24 protein-coding genes and 1 pseudogene are annotated in these 24673 nt (G+C 69.2%); 11 read left to right on the forward strand and 14 right to left on the reverse strand.

Annotated elements, in window-relative coordinates:
• Positions 1-11: 11 nt before the first annotated feature.
• Genes IE331_RS16085 through IE331_RS16095 form a run of 3 tightly spaced genes read left to right on the forward strand, consistent with a single transcriptional unit; the run spans position 12 to position 4935 of the window.
• Positions 12-1619 carry an acyl-CoA carboxylase subunit beta gene (locus IE331_RS16085; protein WP_192144543.1) on the forward strand — a complete coding sequence of 536 codons (1608 nt, stop codon included), beginning with the start codon at positions 12-14 and terminating at the stop codon, positions 1617-1619.
• Positions 1620-1624: 5 nt separating this feature from the next.
• The gene (locus IE331_RS16090; RefSeq protein ID WP_201931859.1) at positions 1625-3772 is read left to right on the forward strand and encodes an acetyl/propionyl/methylcrotonyl-CoA carboxylase subunit alpha; all 2148 of its coding nucleotides are present in this window, start codon (positions 1625-1627) and stop codon (positions 3770-3772) included.
• Positions 3769-4935 carry an acyl-CoA dehydrogenase family protein gene (locus tag IE331_RS16095; RefSeq protein WP_192144477.1) on the forward strand — a complete coding sequence of 389 codons (1167 nt, stop codon included), beginning with the start codon at positions 3769-3771 and terminating at the stop codon, positions 4933-4935. The genes IE331_RS16090 and IE331_RS16095 overlap by 4 nt, the downstream gene beginning before the upstream one ends.
• A 9-nt stretch (positions 4936-4944) precedes the next feature.
• On the opposite strand, the gene IE331_RS16100 is transcribed toward IE331_RS16095, so the two are convergent.
• From IE331_RS16100 to IE331_RS16115, 4 genes are all read right to left on the reverse strand, one after another.
• Complete coding sequence (locus IE331_RS16100; protein WP_192144478.1) at positions 4945-5298, reverse strand: hypothetical protein; 354 nt, start codon at positions 5296-5298, stop codon at positions 4945-4947.
• Between the two features lie 166 nt (positions 5299-5464).
• A complete protein-coding gene (locus IE331_RS16105; RefSeq protein WP_192144479.1) occupies positions 5465-6139 on the reverse strand; it encodes a DUF6308 family protein in 675 nt (224 codons plus the stop codon).
• Between the two features lie 659 nt (positions 6140-6798).
• Positions 6799-7095 (reverse strand): hypothetical protein, encoded by a 297-nt coding sequence (locus IE331_RS16110; protein ID WP_192144480.1) that lies wholly within the window; start codon positions 7093-7095, stop codon positions 6799-6801.
• 198 nt (positions 7096-7293) lie between these two features.
• Positions 7294-8136, reverse strand: a complete 843-nt coding sequence (locus tag IE331_RS16115) for a hypothetical protein (RefSeq protein ID WP_192144481.1) — start codon at positions 8134-8136, stop codon at positions 7294-7296.
• A 94-nt stretch (positions 8137-8230) separates the two neighbouring features.
• Here IE331_RS16115 and IE331_RS16120 point away from each other — a divergent pair, with 94 nt between their 5' ends.
• The 3 genes from IE331_RS16120 to IE331_RS16130 all read left to right on the forward strand — a co-directional run bounded on the left by IE331_RS16120 (position 8231) and on the right by IE331_RS16130 (position 10508).
• Positions 8231-8743, forward strand: coding sequence for a hypothetical protein (locus IE331_RS16120; RefSeq protein ID WP_192144482.1), 513 nt, complete (start codon positions 8231-8233; stop codon positions 8741-8743).
• Positions 8744-8884: 141 nt separating this feature from the next.
• Positions 8885-9508 carry a hypothetical protein gene (locus IE331_RS16125; protein ID WP_192144483.1) on the forward strand — a complete coding sequence of 208 codons (624 nt, stop codon included), beginning with the start codon at positions 8885-8887 and terminating at the stop codon, positions 9506-9508.
• 139 nt (positions 9509-9647) lie between these two features.
• A complete protein-coding gene (locus IE331_RS16130; RefSeq protein WP_192144484.1) occupies positions 9648-10508 on the forward strand; it encodes a hypothetical protein in 861 nt (286 codons plus the stop codon).
• An 86-nt stretch (positions 10509-10594) separates the two neighbouring features.
• Here the strand turns inward: IE331_RS16130 and IE331_RS16135 are convergent, their stop codons facing one another.
• Together IE331_RS16135 and IE331_RS16140 are read right to left on the reverse strand one after the other, a co-directional pair.
• The gene (locus IE331_RS16135; protein ID WP_192144485.1) at positions 10595-12301 is read right to left on the reverse strand and encodes a DUF6119 family protein; all 1707 of its coding nucleotides are present in this window, start codon (positions 12299-12301) and stop codon (positions 10595-10597) included.
• A 330-nt stretch (positions 12302-12631) separates the two neighbouring features.
• Positions 12632-13063, reverse strand: coding sequence for a hypothetical protein (locus IE331_RS16140; protein WP_192144486.1), 432 nt, complete (start codon positions 13061-13063; stop codon positions 12632-12634).
• Between the two features lie 217 nt (positions 13064-13280).
• On the opposite strand from IE331_RS16140, the gene IE331_RS16145 reads away from it, so the two are divergent.
• Both IE331_RS16145 and IE331_RS16150 read left to right on the forward strand, forming a co-directional pair.
• Positions 13281-13841, forward strand: coding sequence for a hypothetical protein (locus tag IE331_RS16145; protein WP_192144487.1), 561 nt, complete (start codon positions 13281-13283; stop codon positions 13839-13841).
• An 8-nt stretch (positions 13842-13849) separates the two neighbouring features.
• Positions 13850-16021 (forward strand): hypothetical protein, encoded by a 2172-nt coding sequence (locus IE331_RS16150; RefSeq protein ID WP_192144488.1) that lies wholly within the window; start codon positions 13850-13852, stop codon positions 16019-16021.
• Positions 16022-16128: 107 nt separating this feature from the next.
• Here IE331_RS16150 and IE331_RS16155 read toward each other — a convergent pair whose 3' ends face one another.
• From IE331_RS16155 to IE331_RS16165, 3 genes are all read right to left on the reverse strand, one after another.
• The gene (locus tag IE331_RS16155; protein ID WP_192144489.1) at positions 16129-16695 is read right to left on the reverse strand and encodes a hypothetical protein; all 567 of its coding nucleotides are present in this window, start codon (positions 16693-16695) and stop codon (positions 16129-16131) included.
• A 107-nt stretch (positions 16696-16802) separates the two neighbouring features.
• A complete protein-coding gene (locus IE331_RS16160) occupies positions 16803-17873 on the reverse strand; it encodes a DUF1015 family protein (RefSeq protein ID WP_192144490.1) in 1071 nt (356 codons plus the stop codon).
• Positions 17870-19090: an NAD(P)-dependent oxidoreductase gene (locus IE331_RS16165; RefSeq protein WP_192144491.1), complete on the reverse strand. Its 1221-nt coding sequence runs from the start codon at positions 19088-19090 to the stop codon at positions 17870-17872. Before IE331_RS16165 ends, IE331_RS16160 begins: the two co-directional genes overlap by 4 nt.
• A gap of 183 nt (positions 19091-19273) precedes the next feature.
• On the opposite strand from IE331_RS16165, the gene IE331_RS16170 reads away from it, so the two are divergent.
• Positions 19274-19486, forward strand: coding sequence for a hypothetical protein (locus IE331_RS16170; protein ID WP_192144492.1), 213 nt, complete (start codon positions 19274-19276; stop codon positions 19484-19486).
• A gap of 43 nt (positions 19487-19529) precedes the next feature.
• Positions 19530-20378: a hypothetical protein gene (locus IE331_RS16175; protein WP_192144493.1), complete on the forward strand. Its 849-nt coding sequence runs from the start codon at positions 19530-19532 to the stop codon at positions 20376-20378.
• A 20-nt stretch (positions 20379-20398) separates the two neighbouring features.
• Here the strand turns inward: IE331_RS16175 and IE331_RS16180 are convergent, their stop codons facing one another.
• Together IE331_RS16180 and IE331_RS16185 are read right to left on the reverse strand one after the other, a co-directional pair.
• On the reverse strand, positions 20399-21163 hold the full coding sequence (locus IE331_RS16180) for a tyrosine-protein phosphatase (RefSeq protein ID WP_192144494.1): 765 nt from the start codon (positions 21161-21163) through the stop codon (positions 20399-20401).
• A 135-nt stretch (positions 21164-21298) separates the two neighbouring features.
• Positions 21299-21883 (reverse strand): DUF1294 domain-containing protein, encoded by a 585-nt coding sequence (locus IE331_RS16185; RefSeq protein WP_192144495.1) that lies wholly within the window; start codon positions 21881-21883, stop codon positions 21299-21301.
• A 286-nt stretch (positions 21884-22169) separates the two neighbouring features.
• Between IE331_RS16185 and IE331_RS16190 the strand changes: the two are divergent.
• Positions 22170-22811 (forward strand): annotated as a pseudogene (locus tag IE331_RS16190) (YqjF family protein); the annotation flags it as partial.
• Positions 22812-22977: 166 nt separating this feature from the next.
• Here the strand turns inward: IE331_RS16190 and IE331_RS16195 are convergent.
• The 3 genes from IE331_RS16195 to IE331_RS16205 all read right to left on the reverse strand — a co-directional run bounded on the left by IE331_RS16195 (position 22978) and on the right by IE331_RS16205 (position 24623).
• Positions 22978-23535: a protein-L-isoaspartate O-methyltransferase family protein gene (locus tag IE331_RS16195; RefSeq protein WP_192144496.1), complete on the reverse strand. Its 558-nt coding sequence runs from the start codon at positions 23533-23535 to the stop codon at positions 22978-22980.
• 46 nt (positions 23536-23581) lie between these two features.
• The gene (locus tag IE331_RS16200; RefSeq protein ID WP_192144497.1) at positions 23582-23719 is read right to left on the reverse strand and encodes a hypothetical protein; all 138 of its coding nucleotides are present in this window, start codon (positions 23717-23719) and stop codon (positions 23582-23584) included.
• A 94-nt stretch (positions 23720-23813) separates the two neighbouring features.
• A complete protein-coding gene (locus tag IE331_RS16205) occupies positions 23814-24623 on the reverse strand; it encodes a DUF1295 domain-containing protein (RefSeq protein ID WP_201931860.1) in 810 nt (269 codons plus the stop codon).
• Positions 24624-24673 lie beyond the last annotated feature (50 nt).

Raw genomic sequence — 24673 nt, forward strand, 5'->3', positions numbered from 1 at the left:
ACCGCGAGGCGATGCTCGCCAAGCTCGCCGACCTCGACGCCGAGCACGCGAAGGCGGTGGCCGGCGGCGGCGAGAAGTACCTCGCGCGCCACCACGCCCGCGGCAAGCTGCTGCCGCGCGAACGGATCGAGCTGCTGGTCGACGAGGGCTCGGCGTTCCTGGAGCTGTCGCCGCTGGCCGGCTGGGGCTCGGACTTCACGGTTGGCGCGAGCGTGGTCACCGGCATCGGTGTGGTCGAGGGCGTGGAGTGCATGATCACCGCCAACGACCCGTCGGTGAAGGGCGGGGCGAGCAACCCGTGGACGGTGAAGAAGATCTTCCGGGCCTCGCAGATCGCCGAGGAGAACGGGCTGCCGACGGTCTCGCTGGTCGAGTCCGGCGGGGCGGACCTGCCGACGCAGAAGGAGATCTTCATCCCCGGCGGCAAGCTCTTCCGGGACCTGACCCGCGCCAGCGCCCGCAAGGAGCCGACGATCGCGCTGGTCTTCGGCAACTCGACCGCGGGCGGGGCGTACGTGCCCGGCATGAGCGACTACACGGTGATGGTCAAGGAGCAGGCCAAGGTCTTCCTCGGCGGACCGCCGCTGGTGAAGATGGCGACCGGCGAGGAGTCCGACGACGAGTCGCTCGGCGGCGCGGAGATGCACGCCCGGATCTCCGGGCTGGCCGACTACCTCGCCGAGGACGAGCGGGACGCGATCCGGATCGGCCGCCGGATCGTCGCGAGGCTGAACTGGCGCAAGGCGACGCTGGTTGAGGAGGGCCGCCGCGCGACGGTGGTTGAGGAGGGCCGCCAAGGCCCGTCTCGAAACCACCTGCCGTACGCCGAGCCGGACGCCGACCCCGACGGCCTGCTCGACCTGATCCCGAGCGACCTCAAGGAGCCGTTCGACCCGCGCGAGGTGATCGCCCGGATCTGCGACGGTGTGAGCGAGACCAACGGCGCGGCGTTCGACGAGTTCAAGCCGCTCTACGGCACCTCGCTGGTCACCGGCTGGGCCAGGCTGCACGGGCACCCGATCGGCATCCTCGCCAACGCGCAGGGGGTGCTGTTCTCCGAGGAGGCGCAGAAGGCGACACAGTTCATCCAGCTCGCCAACCAGGTCGACGTACCGCTGCTGTTCCTGCACAACACCACCGGCTACATGGTCGGCAAGGAGTACGAGCAGGGCGGGATCATCAAGCACGGCGCGCAGATGATCAACGCGGTCTCGAACTCCACCGTCCCGCACATCAGCGTGGTCATGGGCGCCTCCTACGGCGCCGGGAACTACGGCATGAACGGCCGCGCCTTCGACCCGCGGTTCCTCTTCACCTGGCCGAGCGCGAAGTCGGCGGTGATGGGCCCGGCCCAACTGGCCGGGGTGCTCTCGATCGTGGCGCGGGCCGCGTCGGAGGCGAAGGGGAAGGCGTACGACGAGGAGGCCGACGCCGGCATGCGCGAGTTCATCGAGGCCTCGGTGGAGGAGCAGTCGCTGCCGTTCTTCCTGTCCGGGATGCTGTACGACGACGGGGTCATCGACCCGCGCGACACCCGCACCGTCCTGGGCATCTGCCTGTCCGTCATCGACAACACCGAATTCGCGGGCACCGACCGCTTCGGTGTCTTCAGGATGTGAGCGAGATGACCGACCCGAACCCCCCGCAGGTCGAGGAGGGCCGTGAGCCCCCGATGGTTGACGAGGGCCGCGAGCCCCCGGTGGTTGAGGAGGGCCGTCAAGGCCCGTCTCGAAACCACCCCATCACCCGCCTCCTCGTCGCCAACCGCGGCGAGATCGCCCGCCGGGTCTTCGCGACCTGCCGGCGCCTGGGCATCGAGACCGTCGCCGTGCACTCCGACGCGGACGCCGGTCTGCCGTTCGTTCGCGAGGCCGACGTCGCGGTCCGGCTGCCCGGCAGCACGCCCGCGGAGACGTACCTGCGGATCGACCTGGTGCTCGACGCCGCCCGCCGTACCGGCGCGGACGCGGTCCACCCGGGCTACGGCTTCCTGTCCGAGAACGCCGACTTCGCCCGGGCGGTGCTGGACGCCGGCCTGACCTGGGTGGGGCCGGCGCCGGAGTCGATCGAGCGGATGGGCTCGAAGGTGGCCGCCAAGGAGCTGATGGAGGCCGCCGGGGTGCCGGTGCTGGGGAACCTGGCGGTGGGGGCCCTTCGAGACGGCTCATCCCTCGCCTCCTCAGGGAGCGGCGACGGCTCGTCCCTCGCCTCCTCAGGGAGCGAAGCGACCGAGGACGACCTGCCGCTGCTGGTGAAGGCCTCGGCGGGCGGCGGTGGCCGCGGCATGCGGATCGTCCGGTCGCTGGCCGACCTGCCCGGCGAGATCGAGAAGGCGCAGGCCGAGGCGGAGTCCGCGTTCGGCGACGGCACCGTCTTCGTCGAGCCGTTCGTCGAGCACGGCCGGCACGTCGAGGTGCAGGTCGTCGGCCACGCCGACGGCGTCCTCGTGCTGGGGGAGCGGGACTGCTCGATCCAGCGGCGACACCAGAAGGTGGTCGAGGAGGCGCCCGCGCCCTCCCTGCCCGAGGGCACCCGGGCGGCGCTGCACGAGGCGGCCCGCGCGGCCGCGGCGGCGATCGACTACCGCGGCGCCGGGACGGTGGAGTTCCTCTACGACGCCGAGGCCGACCGGTTCTTCTTCCTGGAGATGAACACCCGGCTCCAGGTCGAGCACCCGGTCACCGAGGCGGTCTTCGGCGTCGACCTGGTCGAGGTCCAGCTCCAGGTCGCCGAGGGCCGGGCGGTCGGTCCGACGAGTCGGCACCGGGCGTCGTCGGCCGCCCATCCGGAGGGGCACGCGGTCGAGGTGCGGCTCTACGCCGAGGACCCGGCCGCCGGCTTCCAGCCGCAGAGCGGCCGCCTCGCCAGCTTCACCGTGCCGGGGGTGAGCGTGGAGTTCGGTCCGCTGGCCGGCCCGGGCCTGCGGCTGGACTCCGGCTTCGAGGCCGGCAGCGAGGTCGGCACCCACTACGACGCGATGCTGGCCAAGGTGGTCTCCTGGGCGCCCACCCGCGAGGACGCCCTGCGACGGCTGGCCGGGGCGCTGGCCAGGGCGCGGATCCACGGCCTGGTCACGAACCGCGACCTGCTGGTCGAGGTGCTGCGGCACGAGGACTTCGTGGCGGGCCGGGTCTCGACCGACTTCCTGGAGCGCAGCGGCGTGCTCGAGGCGGGCGGGAAGGCCGACCACCGAGACGCCACCGTGGCCGCCGCGCTGGCGCTGGCCGAGCACACCCGGGCTCGCCGCACCGTGCAGCGCGGCATCCCGGTGGCGTGGCGCAACGTGGTCAGCCAGCCCCAGGTCACCCGCTTCGCCGTCGGCGAGGAGGAGGTCGAGGTCTCCTGGCTGGGCGGTCGCGACGGCTACGCGGTCGACGGTCTGGTCGTGATCGCGGCGAGCACCGACCGGGTGGTGCTGGAGGCGGACGGCGTGCGGACGGCGTACGACGTGGTGCTCGACGGCGGCGACGTCCACGTGGACTCGGCCGCGGGGCACCTGTCGCTGCGGGCGCTGCCGCGGTTCACCGACCCGGCCGAGGCGGTGGCCAGCGGCTCCCTGCTGGCGCCGATGCCGGGCACGGTGGTCCGGGTCGAGGTGGAGGCCGGCGCCCGGGTCGAGGCGGGGCAGACGGTCCTCGTGCTCGAGGCGATGAAGATGCAGCACACCGTGACCGCGCCGACGGCCGGCGTGGTCACCCAGCTCGATGTCACACCCGGCACGCAGGTCGCGTCCGGCGAGGTTCTGGCAGTCGTTGAAGGAGAAGCAGGATGAGCGAGATCGCATTCACCGAGTCCGACGAGCGGCGCGAGCTGCGCAAGCAGGTGGCCCGGCTGGCGTCGAAGTACGGCCGCGAGTACTTCACCGAGCAGGCCCGCTCCGGTGGCAAGACCACCGACCTGTGGCTGGAGATCGGCAAGAACGGCTACCTCGGGATCAACATCCCCGAGGAGTACGGCGGCGCGGGCGGCGGCATCGGCGACATCGCGGCGGTGTGCGAGGAGCTCGCGGCGCAGGGCTGCCCGCTGCTGATGATGGTGGTCAGCCCGGCGATCTGCGGCACCGTGATCGGCCGCTTCGGCACCGAGGAGCAGAAGCGGAGGTGGCTGCCCGGGATCGCCGACGGCACCGGCACGATGGCCTTCGCGATCACCGAGCCGGACGCGGGCACGAACTCGCACAACATCACCACCACCGCCCGTCGGGACGGTGACGAGTGGGTGCTGAACGGGCGCAAGATCTACATCTCCGGCGTCGACGAGGCCGACAACGTGCTGGTCGTGGCGCGCACCGAGGACGCGAAGACCGGCAAGCTCAAGCCGTGCCTGTTCGTGGTGCCGACGGACGCCGCGGGCTTCGAGTTCTATCCGATCCCGATGGAGATCGTCTCGCCGGAGCTGCAGTTCCAGGTGTTCATCGACGACGTCCGGCTGCCCGCCGACGCGCTGGTCGGCGACGAGGACGCCGGCCTGGTGCAGCTCTTCGCCGGGCTCAACCCGGAGCGGATCATGGCGGCGTCGTTCTCGACCGGCCTGGCCCGCTTCGCCCTCGGCGAGGCGACCGCCTACGCCAAGGAGCGCACGGTCTTCAAGGACCCGATCGGCGCCCACCAGGGCATCGCGCACCCGCTGGCGCAGTCGCACATCGAGATCGAGATGGCCCGGCTGATGACCCAGAAGGCCGCCGCCCTGCTCGACGCCGGCGACGACATGGGCGCCGGCGAGGCCGCGAACATGGCGAAGTACGCCGCCGCCGAGGCCGCCTGTGACGCCGCGGACCGGGCCGTGCAGACGCACGGGGGCAACGGGATCACCCAGGAGTACGGGATGGCCGGGCTGCTCGTCGCTGCTCGCGCCGGTCGGATCGCTCCGGTGAGTCGGGAGATGATCCTGAACTTCGTGGCGATGCATTCGCTGGGGTTGCCGAAGTCGTACTGAGGGACGTGCTCAGCGCCAGTGGGCCTCTGGTGTGGACGCAACCTCACGGACGTTGCCGTCGTCGGAGACTGACCAGATGCGCACTCGGAGTCGCTGGCGTATCCAGTCAGGCACGCGAAGCGCGGCGGTCACCGCCTCGTCTGGGACCACCACGCCCAGCAGCGAGTCGGCGGCGTCCTCAGGAACGCGGCGTAGGAGCTGCCCGTAGAGCGTGTCGACGTCGAGACGGATGGCCTTGGTCCTGCCCTTGGCCTCCGCGTAGAGAGTGGCCGGGCCCTTGGTTGCCTTCACATCGACGTGCTGCACCTCCCTCTGAACGACCCAGCCGTCAGCCTCGAGATGTGCGCAGAAGGCATCAACCACCCGAGCCTCGTCACCCCGCATTGGGCACCTCCCCTCCACGCCAAGTTCAGCATGCCTCGAAACGGGCGAGCGCGTCATACTCCCTAGGAGTCGCTTCAGCCGACGACCTCGGGAGAAGGCCTCGCGAGAGCGGTCGAGCCAGCAACAGTGAAGCCAGTGCCGAGTGTCATGTCAGGCTTCGCGTCGCGGGCGCCCCGACCTCGAGCTGAACCTGAACGGCAGCCTTGCTCCGGCTGCATGACATCCACACGACCACGTCCAATATGCGGAGGGTGCTGATCGGCTTCGTCACACGCGTGGGGCGAAGGTCATCGATTCTCTGTCGTAGGCCCTCGTCCTTGAGGGCATCCGCAATCGGGCGCCACGTGTCGAAGCGGAGTTGCAGGGCCTCAGAGATGACGGAGTCAACGATGGGCACCAGCTCGGGGCGCTTGCGCGCCAACAGTTTGCTTGCCTTGGTGCGGCCCACGCCAGGGATCTCGCGGATGAGTGACCACAGCCCGCTGGCCGCTTGAAGTTCGGGCTGGTCCGCCTCCCACAGTGGACACCGCGGGGGCACGGCATCGAGCGCATCCGCAAGTTCTTGCGAGGTCAGCAGCGTCCGGACCGCCTTGGGGCCGAATCGCACGTCAAGCAGCGACGAGGCCGCGATGTCGTCACCGGTGAAGCGTCCAGGGGGGTTATCTGCGAGTAGACCGTACTCATCTAGGCCGTCGAACACGGAACCGGCAAAGCCGCGCTCAGGCTCGAAGTATGCGTCGACCAGAGGTTGGGCATGTGGACTGCCGACGAGTTGATCAATGCGCCTACGAGCTTCGCCTGGGTCGGTCTGTTGGGCCATGACTCGGATTATGGGCGGAGCACGCCGCATAGTCCTGCAGCTGTACGCCATGCCCACTTGAAGGCTGTCGCCCTTCTCCCGCGTCACGGCTTTCGGGCAGCCGCGGCCTCGTGTGCTTTGAATATGGCCTCGCGGTACCGCGCCAGACGTGCGGCGAGGTCCTTGGCGGCCTTGCGCGTGATGTCCTAGCCGTCCAGTTGGCGTAGCCACCGGACTAGTTCCCGACCGTCGAGGAAGTGCACACCATCCATCTTGTGACCGGGCACCGTCTGCGTTGCTGCTCCAAAGGACGACTGCCGGGGTAACTGTGACCGGCTGAAGGCTGGCCCTGTGACGGGCGGAGCGTTCTGCATTGAGCAGGGTTGGGGCAATGCCTAGGTCCGCGTGCGAGCTTGGCTGACGCTGGCATCTCGGTGACCGTGCGGGCTCACCTCGGAGGCACTCGACTCCGCCCAAGGGCCGTGGGCGGGTAGGTCGAAGCGCCACGGCAAGTTCGGGCGCTTGCGCCCGGAGGCGCCCCAGAAGGACGCCGACAGGCGGCGGAAAGACGCGCCCAGCCGCCCCGTAAGCGTGGTCGGGCGGACCCGAAGATGCACGGCAGACCTCGCGATCGGCGCGACCCTGGGATGGGTGCAGATTCTCTGTGTGTTGCGAAGCGGTCAGCCGGTCACGGGAACGCTGTACTTGGCCCCGAGGCCAAGCACATGAGGGCGCGGCTGGGGATTGCCACACGACGCGGTCTGTGGCGGGTTCTCCGAAGCGAGGCCGGCTGCACCAGGAGTGATCTGCCAGTGCTCCTTGAGCAGTTCGCGATCCGCATGGAGCGCCGACAATGACTGCTCGACTTCCGTAGTGCTCCGAGCGCTTCCGTCGGGATGGTGCAGCAGCGCACCGCCCTCCAGTGTTGTGATCTGGGAGGTCAACTCGTCATAGATGCGATCGTGCAAGTCGGTCATACGGGGAGTGTGGCGGGTACGCAGAAGGCCGATAAGCCTCAAGTGACTGACGGACCGGTTCCAACAACATCAACGGGACCGCATCCTGAGAAGGCGATCCTCGACTTCGCCACTAGCCGTGCCGAGCCAACCATCGTTGAGGCGGCACCTGACACCGACTCGCGGCCGCTATTCCGCAACGAACAACGCCGCGTCCAATCAGTCCGGCTCACGCTCGCGAGCCAGTCTGGCCTGCGTGACAGCCAGTCGGGCGGCGGCGCTCAACCGCAGCGGCTCCTCCCACCCGATTAGTTCTCCGGTGCGAGCCAGGAGCCCTTGTCGTGGAGCCCGAGGGTCAAGACGGTCGAACGCCTGGCCAGCATGGAGCAAGACGGTCGCGGCTGCGTGCCACCACTGCCGATGCGCATCCTCGGCGGCCTTCGCCGGTGAGAACGCGGCGCCTTGGTCGGCCGTGCCCGGAACGAACATCCGCACTACCGAACCAGATGGGTGCGCGTAGGCCGAAAGCAGCCGGAAAGTCGTGTAGAGCCAGTCCGGGTGCGGCTCCAGAGCCTGGCACAAGTTGGAGAAGTTCCCGGCCTCGCCACTGGCGCGCGGTGCGACGTCGGTCGCGTCTCCCGGCTCGTGAACGCGCTCAAGCAGGTCGTCGAACCATCCTGTCTTCTGTACGTTCGCGCGTAGCTTCCCCGCCCCATCGAGGTACTGATTATGCAGAGCAAGCGCGGCGTCCTCGGATTCTGCTGCCCAAGCTGCCGTAAGGGCGGATTCGTACGCGACGCGCAGCAGTGGGACGGCACTCGGGTAGTCACCGCCGTCAAGCATTGAGCAGGCAGTGCCCGTCAAATGGTGGGCATGAGAGGCGAACGCCAGCACAAGGAGAAATCGAATCGGGTCGGCTTCCTGGTCGGCGCGTCCGAGCGAGATCTCTTCCACCCCGAGATAGGTCGCGTCCCACGACCGCAGCAGGTCTTCGCACGCGCCTCGCAAATCGCCTTCAGTTGGGGCAATTGAAGGGGGGACAACCTCCGAGGGGTCTTCCATGGGGTGAGCCTAGACGCGGCGAAGGGATGCGCCTGAGTGGCGACCACGCCCGAGCGCCCTCGGAATGTCGGTGCCCTCCTGGACTATTGCGCTCATGAATGAAATCTCGACGCTCATATCGTCGGCGACGGCAGTCGTAGCGACGATGGTGGCGCTGTTCTTGCTGCGGCAAGGTCAGGTCGACCGCCGCAAGCTCGCCGAGGATGCAGAACGCGAGCACGCGCGACAGATCTCGGCGTGGGCTGACTGGCACGGTCTTGGTGACTTCGGCACATTCGCCAAGCCGCGACTCCCGGCGGTCTTCGTTCGCAACTCCTCGGACGCGGCCGTCTACGACGTATTTGTCGACTTCCGCGCGCCCATCGACGGCGCCCTCTTCCGGGTCGGACTGGGTCCAGTTCCGCCGGGCGAAACCCGAGTCCAAGAGATCGACTACGACGGTCAACTGGAGGCCGGCTGGGAACCGGCCGCGCTATTCGCGCGGGTCAATTTCCGGGATTCATCTGGGCGGCGTTGGCTGCGTGATGCGTTCGGTCGCCTGCGTGCCGATCTTGGACACGGGCAGGATGACTTCTTCGAGCAAGGCGGGAAGATCCTGGGCGGCTGATCGGCCGAGCAGAAGCGGCGAAAAGACGCGGTGCGCCACAGGCCTTTCGGCCATCAGGGTCGCACGGGCCATTCCGTGAACGAATGCCGGTGGTCAGTCATAGGGTTTCAGTCTACCGATGCCGCTCTCGAGGACTCAGCCATGATGATCGATCAACCTTTGCTCTTCGTGCCGCCGGAAATCGAATTGGGGTTGCTCGAAGGCACTCTCAAGCTGTTCGGAAGTGTGGTCAGGGAGGCCGACACATGCCGCATCTACAAGCACCTGACCGAGCTGGTGCCGAGTCCGGAGAAAGCTGAAGAAGCAGTCAGGAGCATGAAGCTCAACCCCAAGATCGTGATCTCGGTCGTTGCCGTAGCCGCAGTCGTTGGCGGCGGGGTCACGTATATCGCCAAGAAGCGGAAGGACTCCAAGCTCGTACCGGTAGATGACCTCCCGGAGTGCATCACAAACTTTGACGCGTCCCTCCGCGCTTACGTCGCGGCCGGACGCGAAGGCGCGCTGGACGCACCGATAGTTGCACGACTCCTGGAAGACCTGAACGCGATCAAGGCTTTCTCGGACGAGGGCAACGAGGTCAAGATCTCCCTTGACGACCTGGTGCCCCTGTTCGACATGGTGATCGCCCACACCTGGCGACTCGCGGAGGCGTACAACGTCGAGGTCGAGGACCTCGATAAGCAGGACGACGCCGAGGATGGCGTGGTCGTCTCTCTTCGCCGGCACCTCGAAGCCCAAAGGGCCATCTTGGTCGAAGCTTCGTAGGCGTCGACGATTCGGCATGATGCCGCTGGCGGGTGTCCGGTGGCGGCGGCCCCAGGTGTTACACGGGACGTCGAAGTGCCGACGCAGGGCGCAGGAGCTGCAGACTGATCTCATGGGATCAGGTCCGTGCAGGGGAACGGTGAACACCCTGAAGAGTCAGTTCGTGCAAGTCACCGGGCGAATTCATGTTGACGGTGTTTGGTGGACACAGGCCGAGGTGAAGCGAAAGGTCAGGGAGCTCGGCGGCTTCTCGGTGCCCAAGGGAAGCCGCAACAAGGACCAAACGCTTGTGATCGCTGGAGAGCTGCCGTTACACGTCGTAGATCCGAAGAACCGGCGTTCCCAGAACATCGTGTTCGTCGCCAAAGAGCGGGCCCTCGGAAACCACATCTGCCTCGTGGATGGGCACGGCTTCGGTCAACTGCTGCGCCGGGATCGGGCGAACTGCATCGGGCTGGTCGAAACCCCGAGCGGCATCCGTCTCAGCGGGCAACGCCCGGCTCCGACGAGCACCACCGAGGCCTCGGTTGCCGAGGACGCGCTTGGATTGCTCGCCAAGACCCGCAACAGCCCCACCCGTAGGCCTGTTCAGCTGTCGTTGGATCTGGACAAGCTCGACCGAGGCACCCAGGCGCATGAAACCACGCGCGATCTTCTTCTGAAGCACCTTGCAGCCGTCCGTGTCCTCGAGGGCAGGAGGCCGGTTCTGTATGACGTGGGATGGCGCCGAGGTGCTCGAGCGTTCGTCGTGGGCGAGGTAAAGAGCTTCACTAGTGGCTCGGTCGTTCAGCAGATTCGGTTAGGGCTGGGGCAGGTTCTCGAGTACGCACAAAGAATCCGAAGCCAACACCCCGAGCTCAGCGTGACGCCCATCCTCGTGCTCGAAAAGGAACCGCCCCCGAACGGTTGGGTGGAGGTAGTCGAATCTGCAGGCGTCCTCCTGACGTGGGCTCCCGATTTCCGGGGGGTCAACCCCGACGGAACTCTCGACTTCGGCTAGGGCAGACGCGGGGGCATGTCGCACGTCGGGAGCGCGCGAGGCCCGGTAGATCAGATGGGATCGCGTCGGTCCGCGCGTGAGAATCGCTACGCGTCTCGACAGTCGGCGCACAGGCCGTTTGTCAGAAGATGCGGGAGCAATTCAAGACGACATCCCGCGCAGCTGACCTCGCGCGCACTTGCGATTGGCCGGCCCCTTCGCCGTCGCATAGTGGCCGACTCGGTGGTGTCTCTGACGAACTCGAAACTCGCGGGGGTCTGAGTTCGGCTGATTGCACGGACTTGGCGTCGTAGCGAGAGTCGCGAGAACAGTGGGACGTTCCCTGCGCGCCCGGTCTCATCCTTGTGCGTGACGATCGCGAATGAGACAGCGAAGCGTCGATGCTCCAGTGCATCGAGTAGATCCTGTGGGCACGCACCGCCTGACCTTTCAGCGATCAGTGCTGCCAACCGCTCCCGAGCCGACTCTTGCTCCACCAATAAGGTCAGAGAGTTCACACCCTGATTGAAGTGATGGCTGAGTCTGTCGGACATTGTCCCGATCTTCACATGAATGAGCTCGACTCGATCGTTAATGAGCCTGAGCACGTCACACGGCTCCACGCCGAACTCACCCGGTGGCGCGATCGATGTCTTGTCCAGACAGTAGCCGTCGAGCTCCGCTGCGAGGAGCTCGTTGTATCTACCCTCATTCGGACCCGTATAGCTGGGAAAACTCGAAGCGCGCCAATGCGGCTCCAGGTGGGCTCTGAGCCGGTCAAGCAGGTCATCGGCTACGCGGTACCACACGCCATCACTGAGATGGAAGGTGTGATCGTCGGCAGCAGACGCCTCGAAGACGAGGGACCGATAGATGGAGTAGCTGTGCATCACCGTGAAGTCGTCATTGAGAAGCTGGAGCTTGTGACGCTTGAGCTTCTCGAGGTCGAAATCGGCTCGGGATAGCCCGGCGCCCTCGAGGTACTCGCGATAGTGCTTGATGTAGACATCGTTGAAGCAATCGCTTCCACCCGCGCCGGCAAACGAAATGAGACCTTCGGCTTCGTAGTCGACGATGTCCGGGATGGTCAAGGCGATCATCGCCTCAACGTCGAAGAGAGCGTCGATAAGTCCCTCGTTCAACGGCATTAGCACCTCAGGGTCCGTAACGGGCTCGAGCCACCGCAGGGTGGGAAACTTCTCGACGTAGTCCCTACTTTCGGAGAGGTCAAGGCAGTCCTCAAGAAACTTGACCAGCTCGGAGGGAGGGGTGTCGGCAGTGACGCGCAGGTTGTAGGCGCCAGTAACGCTGCGGGCAACGTCGGCAAGATGGCCACCGACCTTGCCCGTGAGGCTCTTGAGCACCGTACTGTCATCGAGGTCGCCGAAATAGCTGAGATCCGCATCGAACGGCAGTTGGGTTCTTTGACGCCGGGCAGAGCCAGGCTCGACCAAATCCGTGCTCTTCAGCTTCTCCGGGTCTATGCAATTGAGTACCACGCGCGTGCCGAAGTCGTGCTCGTAGCTGTCGTCGACCAGGTTGTGCCTTGCGCTGCCGAAGGCCAGCGCGAAGATCCTGTCTCTGGTTGGAATGAACACCAAGGCTCCGTTGGCCATGGAGCGTACATCGTTCTGGACGCCGAAGTAGTCCAACCACCAAGGCTTCCGCGACTTTCCCAAGCGCAGAAAGAAGCGTGACTGGGACGGGAACTGGCCACTCATCGGAGCTTCCTCGAGTTGCTCCGGCTCTTCGATGCTGTCGTCGATGCCCCGGCCAGACTTCAGTAGGAAGATCGATAGCGGTCGTGCAGCCACATGCCTCTCCTGAGAACGAGTTCTCAGGAGATTAGCCCGATCGAAGCCGACCGGCTGCGAGGTCAGCGCTTAACCATCCCCGTGGACACAGGTGGCCGTCCTGCGCCGGCCGTCTGCCCCGCTGCTGCGAGGTGCTGTCGGACCCAGCCTTTGCGAGCCACAAGGCGCACGCGAATCCAGGATCAAACCCGAAGTTTCCGCGTTGGCATGCCCCCTCGCGGCGGAACGACGCCAGTCGAAACGACTCGATCTGGGACGAACCCAGCGGACTGGCTCATGATGACTGTCGCCGGTCATCGCGGATCCGGCCTGCCGGTGTCCGAATCGACCTCAAGCGCCTTCGTCGATCCCCCGCAGCCGGAACAGGGCCAAGTCGAAGCCGGTCCCGGTCAGGCTGCTGGTGCGCGGCAATCCCTGCGCGTCCCTATAGCGGAGTTCGGTCACGTGCTCGTTGGACAGGAATCGGCCCTGCACCGGATACCACTCATCCGCTTCAACATGACGCCTGATGTTTCGGGACAGCTCACGAGCGAGGTACTGGGCAAAGCTGTGATGAACGCCCGTGCCTTCGCCTCCGAGTTCGTTGGGAGGCCCGAGCGCTTGACGGATCTCAGGGTGTGCCGCGTCGACCTTGATCGCCAACTGGTACCCAGTCAGAAAGGGCCGGCCGAAGTGATGGCCCTGTGGGTTGTTCAAGTGCACACCGTCAAGCGCCCCAACGATTGCTTCAAGCACATTCTCCGAGTTCCAGATTGAGGGCATGGCCGTACCTTCGCCGTGCGGGGAGTAGCGGTCAAGCGCTCCGTGACGGAGACGCTTGAGAGCCGTGCTGGGCACTCCCGCAAAGCAGCAGTACGCCTCGGTAGCCAATCCGACCATGGATGTTGGACGACTCGCTCGGCGAGGCCGGCGGACGATCCGCCGTATCTGGCCGCCCGCGCGTGACTCCTCCCGAGCATCACCGAATCGAGGAGACACGATGTGCGGAAAGTGCAAGGACGAGCACTCCGACGGAGCTCGTGAGGCGCGTGCCGTCGGGGCGGCCAGTGCCGACAACAGCCGGCCGATCAAGGCGACCATTCAGCCGGGCTTCCACAGCGAGGTCTCGATCCGGATCGTCCCGGGCCGAGACTTCTTCAAGGAGCCGCAGCGTGAGGAGTGCGCTCCCCGTGGCGACCGCCCGTTCGTCGTACGCCCCATGCCCCTTCCCACCGGCCTCGTGGACAAGCTGACCGAGGCCAACACTGCGGTCATCAGTTGGTTGGCCAAGGACCAGGCGAATGCCCAGCAGTTCATCGATGACCCGGTGGCCGCGCTCGAGCGTGCCGGCGTCGAGCTGAGCCGCGCCGAGGCCAAGATGTTGTCGCGGTCCAACGGCGCACTGCGGGAGGACGCCGTCCTGCCTCCCGGCACCTCGATCTCGAAGCTGACCGTGTCAGCCACCAAGCGGGGCAAGGTCGGCGACGCTCGTCCGAGCAAGCCCTCCCAGGACACATCCGACGACCAGGGCTCCGGCGCGGCCGGCGACCCGGACTGCTAGGAGGAGCGATGGCGCTCGACCGCACATCCGGCTTCGACATGCTGGTGCAGATCTCGGAGCAGGAGATCAACAGTCAACTGGCCGCGGCCTTCCTGAGTGGGACCGTGTTCCCGCCCTCGCTGTCCCTGCCGGTCACGATGGGGGGTGCGACCGGCACCGCCGACATCAACTTCCAGACCCCGACGCTGGACCTGGACCGGCCACGACCCCAGGTCGGCCTCACGTTGCCGTTCGCCGGCTCCCAGCTCGCACTGACGGCCCCGGTGCCCCTCACCGTCGCACCGCTGGGCGGCACCATCGTCATCGTCGACGCCGTGCAGATCGTCTCCGAGGCAGGCGGCCAGGCAGCCGTCATCGACTTCACCTCCGGCGCCCCGACAGTCACCGTCGACTTCGACGCGGCCTCGGAGACGCGGCTCGCGCCGCTGCTCGCGGCGGTGGGCATGTCGATCGCCCAGGCAGAGAACACCGTGGCCGGCCTCGTGCTCGCCCAGCTCCAGTCGACGGTGCAGCGGGTGCTGCTGACCCCGTTCATCCCGGTCGTGGACGACACCAGCCCGACCACGATCTTCGACCTCGCCGTCACCACCGTGAACGACCTCAGTGCGGCGGATCGGGACTGCCTCGCCTTCGGCGTGCGGATGTCCAGCGACGCCGGTGGCAACATCAACAACGTCACCACCAACATGATCCCTGCGGGGAGCCCCAGCCTGGTGATGATGAGCAACACGTGGCTGCTGGCGAAGGTGATGCGCCCTCAGGTCGCCACCTCGCTCGGCCGTCCACTCACTGACTTCGACACGCCGCTCCGGCTGAACCGGTCCATCCCGGCGCCCGGTGGCACGGGCACGCTGACCTCCCTGGTGGCCTTCATCGAGGGCAACCGGATCCGGGTGGACGGCCGGGCCACTGCCAGCGGCACCGGTTGGTCGGCGGTGTCGACGTTCACGTTCTTCGTCAGCCTGTCGATCGACGCCACGGGATCGATCGCGATCACCACCACGACTCCGACCGTCGCCACCGACGTCGACCTGGAGTGGTGGGTCTGGCTCGCCGGACTCGCGCTCGGTGGTCTCTTCGGTGGCATCGTCGGCGCGATCGTCGCCGCCGTGGTGCTCGCCATCACCGAGTCGGTGGTCGAGGGTGTCGCCAACAGCCTGATCTCGTCCGGGATCTCCGGCTCGATCGGCACGTTCGCCTCGATCCCCCTGGGACCGATCGGCAGCAGGCTGGCGATGACGTCGCTCGTGCTCGACGACCTCGAGCTGCGAGGGACGATCTCCCGGGCGCCGGCCGTGCCGGTCCGCAACAGTGGCTCGCGGACCCCGGTCGCGGGGATCTCCTTCGACCTGGACGCCGGATCCACCAGTGCCACCCCGCAACCCGGCACCGACCTGGTGTGGGACCCCGCCTCGGGTCTGACCACTCGAGGTGCCGCGCGACTCTCGGTCACCGGCCGGACTTACGGCGCCCTCGACCCGCTGGCGATCTCTGCGCTTCCGTTGACGAGCACCAGCATCCCCCTGTCGATGATTCCCTCCTTCGCCGACCTCGGGCCGTTCACGGTCGGCAGCCGGGTCGTGTTCGGCATGCGCACCGGCGACGGTCGACTGGTGCGGTGCCGGGCGTGGCGCAACACCTTCGACCAGCGGCTGACGCTCGAGTGGGTGACCTACGACAACCCAGTCGCCCAGCTCGACCTCACCCAGCGTTGGTGCGTGGCCGAGCGAGGCCCGGTCGAGGAGTACATCTCGGCCGACTGCTCACGCTGCACCACGTCGGAGGTGGCTTGGCGCGGAGTGATCGAGGCGTGGCCACGCCTGGCGCCGTTCCCGATCGACTACCAGTGGTGCGTGTGCGGCCAGGTGCTGGAGGAGGACAGCGGCGAAGTGCAGGGACCGGACGGGCCCATCTCCTACAAGCTGGTCGACCGCAAGCTGTGCCTGCGAGGTCAACTCGGCCAGACCATCGACTGCGAGGTCTGCGTCAGCGCCATCGACGCCCGCGGCCACGAGCTCTACACCTGCCTGACTGTGCTCCAGCCAGGTGAGCAGACGACCTGCCGCCCGTGCGTGCCGCGCCACACCTTCGAGCTCGAGTTCGCGGAGATCGCCACCGAGCTTCAGGGCTACCGGCCCGTGTTCACCCCCACGGGGAAGGACCCCGCCCCGATCGGGTAGCGGGGAGTGGCCGGCGTCGTCCCGCGGCCGTCCTGCGTTCCGGGGCCGGGCCGGTCCCGGAGCCGGGCGACCATTGCCGGTCGGCCCCATCCACTCGCGGTCGACCGCTACGTCAGCGCCGGGACCGCGGCCTCGCAGAAGTCGTCGTTGGTGCCGGTCGAGCCGAGGATCAGCTCCTCCGAGATCACCGTGTCGTCCTCGAAGTCGTCCGGCGTCCCATTGAGGTCGAGCGTCGTCCTGAGGCGAGACTGGCCGGTGTTCTTGGCGATGATCCGCCCGTCGGAGTCGTACGCCATGGCGAAGCCGGTGCCGAAGCTCACGATCGTCAGCGTGCCGTCGCCGTTGTCCGTCACGTGCAGGTCGGTGAAGCGGGTGATCTCCCTGCTGGTGATCGTGACACCGGTCTCGGTGTTGGTGAACGAGACGTCGAGTCGGGCATGCGCCGAGAAGTATGTCTCTCCCCGGCGCTGGGTCACCTGCAGCTGCTCCTCGCCGACCCCCACGATCTCGATGCTGATCCCGGCACCGCAGAAGTCGTCACCTGCGAAGTAGAAGTCGAGGGGCGTCGTGATGCGCGTGGGTGGCGCCGCGGTCGCGTGACCAGCGCCCAGGAACAGGCCGGCCGTGAGCGCCGCGATGGCGGCGCCGATCGTAGTGCTTCGTGGACGTCGCATGAGTCGCACCGTTCTAAGAGTCGAAGCCACCGCCGAGCGCGGCGCGATTTGATATTAGGGCAGTAGTGTGATAATGCGCCACGCTATTATCCGCGCCCACCGGCCGGCTACCGCTCCGCCGGCCGCAGGAAGATCCCCGTGCACGGCTTCGGCTCGAAGTACGTCGTCTTCGGCGGCATCACCTTGCCGGCGTCCGCGAGCCCGGTGAGCGCCGAGAGCGGCGGCGGCGCCAGCGTGAACAGGGCACCCCCGTCGGCGTCGCACCGCCGGGTCAGCTCGGCGACCGAGGTCCGGGCGGCGGCGACCTCGACGGTCGGGGCCGCCCCGGGGCCGAGCTCGGGCAGGCGGTCGAACACCAGTGCCTGCAGCACCTCGACGTCGAGAAGCGGGCCGTGGTCGTCGGCCGGCCGCCGCCGCACCGCACACCACGACCCCGCGACGTACACACCGATCGTGCCCGGCTCCGGCGCCGGAGACCCGGCCGCCGACGAGACCTCGAAGCCCCTGGAGAGCAGGCTCAGGAGGTCCGCCGGCTCCACCGGCCCGGTCACCCGTCGGTCGAACGCGGACAGGTGCAGGCCGTCCATCGGGTGCACCACGCAGAGCAGGCCGGCGACGTCAGGCCTGCCGCCCAGGCGCCACTCCTCGAGCGCCGCGGCGACCCGGTGGTGACCGTCGGCGACGTACAGGTCGGCCGCGGCGAGCTCCGCGGCCACCGCACCCGTGTCGTCGGCGATCCGCCACACCGCCTGCGGCAGCCCTCCCGGGCCGGCGAAGTCCAGCAGCGGCGGCGTCCCGCACGCGGCCTCGAGCGCGGCCGTGAACGCGGGCCCCGCGTGGTGCAGCAGCGCCACCAGCGCGGGCCGCTCACCGGTGGTCGCGTGCTGCCGCACCAGCCCCTCGACCCGCTGCGGCTGCACCGCCTCGTGCCCGCGCACGCGACCGTCGGCGAACGCCTGGATCGCCACCTCGCACACGATCGCCGTGTGCGGGACGCCGTCGCGCACCTGCCGGTAGCCGTACAGCGCGGCCGGCACCTCGTCGTACGCCGCCGGGTCGGCCGCCGAGCGCAGGGCGGCGGCCGACGCCTCGTCCGGGGAGTCGGAGGTGGCGGTGACCAGCCGCTCGGCGTGGTCCTGGCGCACCAACCGCGCCGGGAACGGCCGGACCAGGCTCACCCGTCGTCCCGGTCCAGCGTCACCTGCGAGACCCCCAGCACGTCGTGGATCGCGCCCAGCGCCGACATCAGCGCCTCCGAGGGCTCGCCGGCGACGTCGATGGAGGCGACGGCGGCGCGGCCGCCGCGGAAGACGCGGTTCTCCATGTGCTCGACGTTCAGCCCCGCGGTGCTGAGCTCGTCGAGCACCTGCGCCAGCACGCCGACCCGGTCGAGGTGGCGGATTGTGAGCGTGGTCGAGCCCAGCCGGGTGGGGTCGAGGTTCACGCAGTGCCGCGCCTCCCCGGCCACGAAGGCGTCGACGATCTCGGTCACGCCCGCCGCGATCGCACGCTGCGCCTGCTCGGTCGAGGCGCCGATGTGGTGGGTCGCGACCACCTGCGGGTGCCGGGCCAGCGGCGACTCCCACTGGGCCTGGCCGGAGCCCGGCTCGTCGGCGAAGACGTCCAGCCCGGCCCGCAGCCTCCCGGCGTCGAGCGCCGCCAGCAGCGCGGGCTCGTCGACGACGTCGCCGCGCGAGGTGTTCAGCAGGATCGCGCCGTCCCGCATCGCCCCGAGGAAGCCCTCGTCGACCAGCCGCCGGGTGTCGTCGTGGGACGGCACGTGCAGGGTGACGATGTCGGAGGTCGAGAGCAGCTCGGCCATCGAGTCGCACATCGCGATCCCCAGCTCCTCGGCCCGCTCCGCGGCGTACGCCGATCGGCTGGGCTTGGCGAGCGACTGGAGGTGGATGCCGAACGCCGCCGCGCGCTCGGCCACCGCCAGCCCGATCGAGCCGAGACCGATGATCGCCATGGTCTTCCCGAGCAGCCCGTCGGCCTTGCTGTAGCGCTGCTTGTCCCACCGGCCCTCGCGCAGGTCGGCCACGGTGTCGGGGATCCGCCGGTCGATCGCGAGCAGCAGCCCCAGCGTGAGCTCGGCGACCGCGGCGGCGTTGCGGCCGGGCACGTTGGAGACCAGGACGCCGCGGGTGGCGGCGGCGTCGGTGTCGATCGTGTTCGTGCCCGCGCCGGCTCGGATCACCAGTGCGAGTCGGTCGGCGGCCTCGAACACCGCGCTCGGCACCTTCGTGCTGCGCACCACCAGCACGTCGTACCCGGCGATCCGGCCGGGGAGGTCCTCGGCGGTGAGCGCCGGCTCCATCACGCACGTGTGGCCGCGCTCCTCGAGCCCGGCGAGCGTCTGCTCGGGGAGCCGGTCGGCGAAGAGCAGGTGCATCGGCGACCTCCAGGACGTGCTGGTCCGCCGGTGCCGGCGGATCTGCGGTCACGCTAACCCGCTGGAGCGGCCGCACGCCATGGTCCGTCGACACCATGCCGAGCGCTCGGGTCGGGCCCTGCCCGTCGGCCTCGATCGGTGCCATGATCGGGGGAGACGGTGGCGACGCGCGGGGGTGAGGACATGGCCTTTCTGTTCACGGTGGTCGGTGTCGTGCTCGTCGTCGGGGCCCTGGCCTTCCTGGTCCTGCACCGCACCAGCCGTGCCGTGAGACAGCCGACCCACGCGGCTCCGGAGGCCACACGCGGGGAGCCGTGGACCCGCAGCGACCGGCTCGCGCTCGCCTCGCTGGTGGTCGGGATCGTCTTCGGCGTGCTCGGGCTGATCGTCCGCTGATCCGGCGGGGGAACCCGCCCCGAGCCGCGCGCGTCGTACCGGCATGCCTCTCAGTGCGCGTCTGCTGTCCCTGGTCGCCGTGGGGGCGTCCGTCGTCCTCGCCTCGTGTGCCGGCGAGCAGCCGAGCGGCTCCTTCGGGACCGACCGGGCCGCCACCCGGGGCGCCGCCGCATCGGCACCGGGCGATGCCTGGCCGGCGTCGCCGCCGGAGGGGCACCGCTGGGTCGGCGACCGCGGCGTCGTGGTGGCGGTGCCGGACTGGTGGACGACCGGGGACACGCAGTGCCTGCTGCCCGTGGAGGACACGGTGTACGTCGAGACGGGCGCCATGACCGACTGCGCGGCACCGGTCCCGCCCGAGACCCACCGGGAGGTGTCGTCGGTGGCCGTTGTCCCGACCGATCTCGCGCACGGCGAGCGCCTCGTGGGCGACCTGGTGCCGGACGGGGACGTCAGTGGGCAGGCGGTGTTGACCGGCGAGGAGTGCGGCTGGATCGCCGAGCGGGCCTGCCGGACCGTGGTGGCGGTGCCCTCGCTGGGCGTGGCCTTCGCGATGTACGTCGCCGACGCCGGCGACGTCGATCCGGCGGTGTTCCGCGACTCCCTGACGCTCCTCCCCGACGGCTGGACGACGGTGCCGCTGGCTCTCCGGGGCGGCCACACGCCGGTCTGGGGCACGGAGCCCCCGACGACGCGGGACTACGCCCGGCTCCTGGAGGAGCGCGGCTTCGCGGTGCGCGTCGAGCCGGCGGAGCCGCCGGACTCCCGCACCTCGTCGCTGGTCGCCTCGCTCCCCGAGGGCGCGCTGCTGGACATCCAGCCCACCCCCGGCAGCCCCATCGAGGACGGTGCCGAGGTCGTCCTGACCGTGATGCCGCCGCTGCCCGAGTAGGCCTCCGCCGCGGGCGAGGGTCAGGCGGCGCGGAGCTTGCCGGCCAGCGCGGTCAGCGTCGCCTCGTCGAGTCCCAGGCCCTCGCGCAGGTAGCCGTCGAGACCGCCGTACGTCGTCTCGACCAGGCGGCGGCTGAGGGCGAGGTACTCCTCTCGCACCTCGAGCACCGGGACCAGGACCGCGACCGCCTCCTCGCCGAGCGCCTCGCGGATGGCCTCCTCGTAGCCGGCCCGGCTGCGGGCGGAGTAGTCGTTGCTCAGCAGGTAGTCCTCGAAGACGACCTCGTCGTCGACCCCCGCGAGCTCGAGCAGGACGGCGCCCGCCCAGCCGGTGCGGTCCTTGCCGGCGGTGCAGTGGAAGAGCTGCGGGCCCGGGTCGTGGGCGAGGTGGCCGAAGAGGGAGCCGAGGGCCGCGCGGGAGGCCGGGTCGAGGACGAAGTCGGTGTAGGCCCGCTCCATCATCGTCACCGTCTCCTCGACGTCCAGGTTGCCGACCGCGTCCGCGGCGCCGACCCCGAGCACGTCGTGGTGGTGCCAGGTCGCGCCCGGCACCTCGACGTCGGGGTTGGACTCGATCTCGTCGGCGCGACGCAGGTCGTGGATCGCTGTCAGCCCGAGGCCGGCGACGACGGCGGCGTCCTCCGGGCTGAGCGCCAGCTGGTTGGAGCGGAAGAAGACCCCGCGCCGGACCCGGCCCCCGTCGCGGGTCGGGTAGCCCTCGCCCGGGCCGGCGACGTCGCGGAAGTTGTCGGCCGAGGCGAGGCGGAGCAGCTCAGTGGTGGTCACGGGCACAGTGTTCCTGACGGGTGATCGGCGGGTGGTGGTTTCGAGACGGCCTCGTTCCTCGGCCTCCTCAACCACCGGGGTGGGGTGGTGGTTTCGAGACGGCCTCGTTCCTCGGCCTCCTCAACCACCGGGGGCTCAACCGGCGAAGACCGACACCACGTCGGTCGCGAGCAGCAGGAGCACTCCGCAGTTGATCAGGACCGTGCCCCAGAAGAACGTCCGGAACGGCTGCTTCCTCGTCTTGTGCCGATAGGCCTGCCGCGCCACCAGCCCGCCCGGCCAGCCGCCGAGCAGGTCGAGGAGGTGCAGGGTCGACTCCGGGATGCGCCGTGACCCGCGCCGGGCGGCCGCCTTGTCGCTGCCGTAGGAGGTGTACGACAGCAGACTGAGGACGCCGTACGCCGGCAGCACAGAGATGGGGAGCCGGCCGAGCAGCACCAGACCCGTCGCCACGGCGGCGAACAGTGCCGCACCGAGGATCGCGGTGAGCAACGCGGGACGCACCGACCCGGAGCGCTTGACGTACCGCACGTCGTGAGCGCGTCGCCGGTTGCGGTCGTCGTGGCGGACGGCGTACGTGACGCGGTCGCTTGTGGTGGGTCGCTGCCCGCGCGGGAACTCGCTCACGTGCACGAAGACGCGCGGACCGCCGCCGGCCGGGGTGATGAAGCCGAACCCCCTGCCGTCGTTCCACTCCGCCACCGTGCCCTGCTCGCGCATGGGTCCTGTTGTACCGCTGGTGGGGTGCGGCCGGGGGTGGTTTCGAGACGGTCGCTGCGCGACCTCCTCAACCAGCGGGGGTGGGGTGGTTTCGAGACGGCCTCGTTCCTCGGCCTCCTCAACCACCGGGGCCTCAACCACCGGGTAGGGAGGATGGCGGGGTGACCAGCCCCGAGCCCGTGATGCCGGACGCGCCGGGCTTCCGCGGGCCGGTGCTCATGAACCAGACTGGCGCGACCTCACCTACCTCCACTGGGCGGTCGAGCCCGAGCGGGTCGCCGGCCTCCTCCCGGCCGGCGTGGTGCCGGACGTCCTCGAGGGCCGCACGTACGTCGGGCTGGTGCCGTTCCGCATGGTCGACGCCGCACCCGGCCGGCTGCCCGGAGTGCCGTGGCTCGGGTCGTTCCTGGAAACGAACGTGCGGCTCTACTCCGTCGACACCACCGGCCGCCGCGGCGTGGTCTTCCTCAGCCTCGACTGCGACCGGCTGCTCGTCGCGGCGGGCGCCAGGCTCGGGTTCGGCGTGCCGTATCGCTGGGCCCGGATGTCGCACACCGCCCGCCCGGTCCCCGGCGGCTCCGAGCACGAGTACGCCGCGCGGCTACGGCGCCGCGGACCGACCACGAGCAGCCGGGTCGTCGTACGCGTCGGCGAGCCGCGGGAGGCGTCCGAGCTGGACCACTTCGTCTCGGCGCGGTGGGGGCTGCACACCCGCCGACTCGGCAAGCTGCGCTACATCCCCAACCGGCACGGCCGCTGGCCGCTGCACGACGCCGAGCTGGTCGAGCTCGACGATGCGCTGCTGGGGTCGGCCGGGCTGGGCGAGCTCGCCGAGCGGGAGCCGGACCACGTCGCGTTCAGCCCGGGTGTGCACACGGAGTTCGGACTCGCGGTGGATGCGCGGGAGCCGCGGGAGCCGCTGGGCTGAGGGTGGTTTCGAGACGGTCGCTGCGCGACCTCCTCAACCACCGGGCGGCCTTGACCGGCGGGGTGGTTTCGAGACGGTCGCTGCGCGACCTCCTCAACCACCGGGGGTGGGTGGTTTCGAGACGGTCGCTGCGCGACCTCCTCAACCACCGAGCGGCTCCTCGGGGTCAGAGGAGGGGGACGAAGCGGTAGTAGCCGTGCTCGGTGACCTGGACGTCCCCGTGCCGGGGCCGCACCAGGAGCATCCGGCCGGCGACCGGGACCACCAGCCGACCGCCGTCGGCGAGCTGGGCGACGAGCGGGTCGGGCAGCTCGTCGGCCTCGGCGGAGACCAGGATCCGGTCGTACGGCGCGTGCTCGGGCAGGCCGAGCACCCCGGGACGGGCCTCGACGATCGAGGCCCACGGCCGCTCGGCGGCGGCGAGGTTCGCCGCCCCCCACGCGGCCAGCTCCGGCAGCAGCTCGACGCCGCACACCGACCCGCGCGGCCCCACGAGGTGGGCGAGCAGGGCGGTGGTCCACCCCGAGCCGGCGCCCACGTCCAGGACGTGCTGCCCGCGCCGCACCTCGAGCAGCTGCAGCATCGCCTCGACGGTGCGCGGCTGGCTGTTGGTCTGGCCGTGCCCGATGTCCAGCGGGCCGTCGTACCGGGCACGCCGCCGCCCCCGGCGCGGCAGGAAGCCGGCCCTCGGGGTCGCGGCGAACGCCGCCGCCACGGGGTCCATCCGGCCAGTCAAGCACGGGCCGGCGGCCGATCCGACCCGTGAGAGGTCAGGGGTGCTTGCGGCGGAACCCGTCGGTGGGGTGGTCCTGGGCGACCTCGTGCGCGCCGTACATCCGGAACGCGACGTAGGCGCCGGTGGCGACCAGGAGCAGGAAGACCATCCCGAGCACGAGTGCGATTCCCATGGGCATCATCGACATGACGAGCACCTCTTTTCCGTTCCTTCGACGGTACGTCGGAACGGCGGCGAAAGACCTTACGAGTAGGGAACGACCCGACTCAGGAGCCCTTCGGCGGCAGCGGGAAGAAGAACGACGTGCGCTCGGCGTACCCCGGGTAGCCGTCCCGCTTCATCATCGACCGCTCCAACAGCCGAGCCCCGGTCGCGAACACCAGGAAGTAGGTCATCGCCGCCGGCGAGAGCACCGTCAGCAGCCCCGGGAGCCAGCCGGACGCCAGCCCGGCGGCCAGCCACAGGCCCCACCACACGCAGGCGTCGCCGAAGTAGTTCGGGTGCCGGGTGTAGCGCCACAGCCCCTGGTCCATCACCGGGGGCCGCTCCTGCTTCGGCCTCTCCTTGTACGCCGTGAGCTGGGCGTCGCCGACCGACTCGAAGACGACACCGACCAGCCACAGCAGCACGCCGATGACGACCACCGGCCACCAGTCGGTCTCGCTCACGGCCGCCACCTGCAACGGCAGCGAGATGAACCACATCGCGGCGCCCTGCACCAGGAAGACCTTGCGGACCGCGGCCGCGAACCATGCTGACCGGTCGTCCTCGGGGTCGCCCAGCATCTCGCGGTAGCGCGGGTCCTCGCCGTGCCCCACGGCCCGGCGCCGGATGTGCCAGAACAGCCGGCCGCCCCAGATGGCGACGAGGACGAACAGCAGCCAGGGACGCCAGCTGGTGTCGGCGTTCGAGGAGCCGACGACCGCCGAGACCAGGGCGACCAGCACGAAGCCCGGCCCCCAGATCACGTCGACGACGGCCACCCGGCTCACCGAGCGGGCCCACAGCGCGGTCCCGGCCATCAGCAGTGCGACGGCGGCCAGCGAGGCGGCGGAGACGATCAGGAAGTCGGTCACCCGAGGATCATCGCAGGGCGGTCACCCCAGCAACACCGGCAACACCGGCG

The organism is Nocardioides donggukensis (assembly GCF_014842875.1).
GTDB lineage: Bacteria > Actinomycetota > Actinomycetes > Propionibacteriales > Nocardioidaceae > Nocardioides > Nocardioides donggukensis.

Excerpts from the sequence above, each read along its gene's own strand:
- IE331_RS16085 (WP_192144543.1), top strand. The coding sequence starts at position 12 with ATGCTCGCCAAGCTCGCCGACCTCGACGCCGAGCACGCGAAGGCGGTG.
- IE331_RS16090 (WP_201931859.1), top strand. The coding sequence starts at position 1,625 with ATGACCGACCCGAACCCCCCGCAGGTCGAGGAGGGCCGTGAGCCCCCG.
- IE331_RS16095 (WP_192144477.1), top strand. The coding sequence starts at position 3,769 with ATGAGCGAGATCGCATTCACCGAGTCCGACGAGCGGCGCGAGCTGCGC.
- IE331_RS16105 (WP_192144479.1), bottom strand. The coding sequence starts at position 6,139 with ATGGCCCAACAGACCGACCCAGGCGAAGCTCGTAGGCGCATTGATCAA.
- IE331_RS16110 (WP_192144480.1), bottom strand. The coding sequence starts at position 7,095 with ATGACCGACTTGCACGATCGCATCTATGACGAGTTGACCTCCCAGATC.
- IE331_RS16115 (WP_192144481.1), bottom strand. The coding sequence starts at position 8,136 with ATGGAAGACCCCTCGGAGGTTGTCCCCCCTTCAATTGCCCCAACTGAA.
- IE331_RS16120 (WP_192144482.1), top strand. The coding sequence starts at position 8,231 with ATGAATGAAATCTCGACGCTCATATCGTCGGCGACGGCAGTCGTAGCG.
- IE331_RS16125 (WP_192144483.1), top strand. The coding sequence starts at position 8,885 with ATGATGATCGATCAACCTTTGCTCTTCGTGCCGCCGGAAATCGAATTG.
- IE331_RS16140 (WP_192144486.1), bottom strand. The coding sequence starts at position 13,063 with ATGCCCTCAATCTGGAACTCGGAGAATGTGCTTGAAGCAATCGTTGGG.
- IE331_RS16145 (WP_192144487.1), top strand. The coding sequence starts at position 13,281 with ATGTGCGGAAAGTGCAAGGACGAGCACTCCGACGGAGCTCGTGAGGCG.
- IE331_RS16150 (WP_192144488.1), top strand. The coding sequence starts at position 13,850 with ATGGCGCTCGACCGCACATCCGGCTTCGACATGCTGGTGCAGATCTCG.
- IE331_RS16155 (WP_192144489.1), bottom strand. The coding sequence starts at position 16,695 with ATGCGACGTCCACGAAGCACTACGATCGGCGCCGCCATCGCGGCGCTC.
- IE331_RS16165 (WP_192144491.1), bottom strand. The coding sequence starts at position 19,090 with ATGCACCTGCTCTTCGCCGACCGGCTCCCCGAGCAGACGCTCGCCGGG.
- IE331_RS16170 (WP_192144492.1), top strand. The coding sequence starts at position 19,274 with ATGGCCTTTCTGTTCACGGTGGTCGGTGTCGTGCTCGTCGTCGGGGCC.
- IE331_RS16175 (WP_192144493.1), top strand. The coding sequence starts at position 19,530 with ATGCCTCTCAGTGCGCGTCTGCTGTCCCTGGTCGCCGTGGGGGCGTCC.
- IE331_RS16185 (WP_192144495.1), bottom strand. The coding sequence starts at position 21,883 with ATGCGCGAGCAGGGCACGGTGGCGGAGTGGAACGACGGCAGGGGGTTC.
- IE331_RS16195 (WP_192144496.1), bottom strand. The coding sequence starts at position 23,535 with ATGGACCCCGTGGCGGCGGCGTTCGCCGCGACCCCGAGGGCCGGCTTC.
- IE331_RS16200 (WP_192144497.1), bottom strand. The coding sequence starts at position 23,719 with ATGGGAATCGCACTCGTGCTCGGGATGGTCTTCCTGCTCCTGGTCGCC.